The sequence below is a fragment of the Deferribacterota bacterium genome (assembly GCA_034189185.1).
Taxonomy (GTDB): Bacteria; Chrysiogenota; Deferribacteres; order Deferribacterales; family UBA228; genus UBA228.
In genome coordinates this window covers 1-3256 of the sequence record JAXHVM010000193.1, presented here as the reverse complement: position 1 = coordinate 3256, position 3256 = coordinate 1, and the positions used below count along the sequence as shown (strand labels likewise).

At 31.3% G+C, this 3256-nt stretch carries 4 protein-coding genes; 3 read left to right on the top strand and 1 reads right to left on the bottom strand.

What is annotated here, in order from left to right; all coding sequences use genetic code 11:
* The coding region (locus SVN78_09715) for an FAD-dependent oxidoreductase (GenBank protein ID MDY6821881.1) at positions 1–923 on the top strand (923 nt) is incomplete at its 5' end.
* Position 924: 1 nt separating this feature from the next.
* On the opposite strand, the gene SVN78_09710 is transcribed toward SVN78_09715, so the two are convergent.
* A complete protein-coding gene (locus SVN78_09710; GenBank protein MDY6821880.1) occupies positions 925–1800 on the bottom strand; it encodes an alpha/beta hydrolase in 876 nt (291 codons plus the stop codon).
* A gap of 133 nt (positions 1801–1933) precedes the next feature.
* Between SVN78_09710 and deoC the strand changes: the two genes are divergently transcribed.
* Both deoC and SVN78_09700 read left to right on the top strand, forming a co-directional pair.
* Positions 1934–2647: a deoxyribose-phosphate aldolase gene (gene deoC / locus SVN78_09705; protein MDY6821879.1), complete on the top strand. Its 714-nt coding sequence runs from the start codon at positions 1934–1936 to the stop codon at positions 2645–2647.
* Positions 2644–3256 (top strand): thymidine phosphorylase (locus SVN78_09700; protein MDY6821878.1); only part of this gene is annotated, 613 nt, incomplete at its 3' end. The genes deoC and SVN78_09700, both read left to right, overlap by 4 nt.

The following is a 3256-nucleotide window of genomic DNA, read 5'->3' as shown; positions in this document are numbered from 1 at the left end:
GTGGCTCAACTACACATTATTTTGGAAATGATCATTGGAGAAAACATACCCTCCCTATGAAATCCCTTAATGATGCAAGAAAGATAAGAAATCTAATCCTTACAGCATTTGAAGAAGCTGAAAAGATAGAGGATCCTGTAAAAAAAGAAAAACTACTAACCTTTACTATTATAGGAGGTGGCCCTACTGGGGTTGAGTTAGCTGGAAGTTTAGCAGAAATGTGTAAACATACAATGACAAAAGATTTTAAAAATATAAAAACAAAAGATGCTAAAGTAATATTAATTGAAAAATCTAAAAGAATATTAGCGACATATGACAGTAAGCTCTCAAAAAAGGCTCAACAATTTCTAGAGAAATTAGGTGTGCAAGTACTAGTAGATGAATCTGTTGAAGATATAAAAGAAGGGTTGGTTATAACATCTAAAACTTCGATTTCCAGCTCTACAATAATCTGGTCAGCTGGGATAAAACCCTCTGACATTGGTATTAAATCAAATCTAGCAACAAATAAATCTGGCAAAATATTGGTTAATGACAATTTATTAGTTAAAGGCACTACGAATATCTTTGCTGGCGGTGATATTGCATATATTGAGAATAATGATATGCCCTTGCCTGCTATTGCACCAGTTGCTATGCAAGAGGGAATTTACATAGGAAAATATATAAAGGCCCTTGTTGAAGGGAAAAAATTGTCGAAATTTAAATATAAAAACAAAGGCTTAATGGCTACAATAGGCAGAAATAAAGCAGTTGCCCAGGTTAAAAAATTTAAATTTGCTGGCTTTGGTGCATGGCTTACATGGATTTTTGTTCACATTTATTACCTAACAGGTTTTAAGAACAAACTTGTTGTATTATTTGGTTGGGCCTGGTCATATATTACATATAAAAAAGGCACTAGGATTATTTTAAAATAAACTAATTTTCATTTAACTTATTACTAATCCAATCAAGTATATTATTATATACCCTTTCGTATCTAACCTCATGGAGTAAATCGTGATATAAATCTGGAAATTCTACTAATTCTTTATCTGGATTCTCAAGCCTATTGTAAAACTTTTTTATTTCTAAGGTTGGAATAATTCTATCATCTCTGCCAAAAAGTATTAATATAGGAAAATCTAATTTTTTTACCCTTCTTCTAACCTCTACTATATTTTTAGAGAGCTCAATAGCCATTCTAAATTTAATAGATCCTCGATTGACTAACGAATCTTGTCTAATAGCCTCAATCTCCTTCTCATTATGTGTTAAATAGTTATCATATACTTTTGTCCCCAAAAGGGGTAAGCGGGCTATACCCTCAAGGGTTTTTAAAATTGGCGAACTTAACAGAGATACAAAATCAATAAAAATACTTGGTATTTTAATGTTAAACAAGTAAGTTCCAAAAGCAGGGCTTATTAAGATAACCCCTTTTGGTTTAAATTGAGATTTAAGTAAATATTTCAAAACTATAAGTGTACCCATTGAATAACCAATAAAAAATATGTTTTTCTTACCCTCTAAAAAATTCTTTATAAATATCTCTAGATCTCTCGAAAAATAATCAAAATACTCGATATCCCATCTAATACCCTCTGATTTGCCATGACCTCTTAAATCATATGTATAAAAGGAAATATTATTATCACTTAAAAATGCAGCAAAATGCCCATATCTAGCAGAGTGATCACCAAAACCATGCAAAAAGACAACATCAGCCTCTGATTCATTTACAATCCAGTTTCTATAAAATAATTTAGTCTTTTTACAACCCTCAAAATAACCGTCTCTATATTTTGCATTCATACCTATAAGTCACCCATTTATCATTGTCTATAAATGGTAATTATAATATTATAATATAGCAAAATATCAATGGTATAAAAAATTTTAAATAATTAATTTAAAGTTATTCTAAATATTTAAGGAGGTCTGATATATGCCTAACGATGAAGAAAAACAACTATTAGATAATATTATAGGGGGCTATACACCTAAACCAGCTGAGTTATCGAGGTTTATAGACCATACCATTTTAAAACCAAATATAAACGAAAAAGATGTTATTAAAGCATGCGATGAATCAATAAGATATAATTTTAAATCATTATGTGTACCACCCTGCTATGTGGAATTAGCAAAAAAAAGACTAGGTAATAGTAACACGAAAGTAATATCAGTGGTGAGCTTTCCCTTTGGGTATAGTTTGCCAGAAACAAAGAAAAAAGAGGCGAGAGCACTATATGACCTAGGGATAGATGAGCTAGATATTGTTACAAATATATCAATGATAAAAAGTAAAAAATTTAACTATATTGAAAAGGAAATAAAATTATTAAAAGAAGCTATTAAGATTCCACTAAAAATAATAGTTGAAACCTGTTATTTGGATAGATCAGAAAAGGAGGCTATATGTCATATATTATTAAAATACAATATAGGCTATATTAAAACCTCCACAGGTTTTGGTCCAAAAGGAGCTGAAATAGAAGATATTAAGCTTTTTAAAAGTATATTAGATGATAAGATTAAGATTAAGGCTAGCGGTGGCATTAGGGATTTTGAATTATGTGTAAAAATGATTAGAGCTGGAGCATCGCGTATTGGCAGTAGCTCAAGCGTGAATATTGTAGGTAAAATGGATGTTGCATGAGAGCTGTAGATCTAATAACAAAAAAAAGAGATAAAGGAAAACTAAGCAAAGAAGAGATTGAATTCTTAATTAAGGGTTACACCTTAGATAATATCCCAGACTATCAAATGTCAGCATTTTTAATGGCCTCATATCTCAACGGTTTATCTTTTGATGAATGTGCAAATTTAACAAAAGCTATGAGATACTCAGGTATTGTACCAAACTTTGGAGATTTAATTACAGTTGATAAACATAGCACAGGTGGTGTAGGAGATAAATTATCCTTTATAATAGCACCAATATTTGCTGCAGGTAGTGGCTTTACACCTATGACAAGTGGCAGAGCCTTGGGGCATACTGGAGGAACACTTGATAAACTTGAGTCGGTCCCTGGAATAAACGTTAACCTTCCTATAGATAAGGCTGTAGAATTACTTAAGAAATATGGTCTTTTCTATATTGGTCAAACAAAAGAGTTAGCACCAGCAGATAGAAAAATATACGCTCTTCGAGATGCTACTGCTACAGTTGATTCAATCAGTCTTATCACAGCAAGCATATTAAGCAAAAAATTTGCTAATGCTATAGTATTTGACGTTAAATGTGGCAATGGCGCTTTTATGAAAG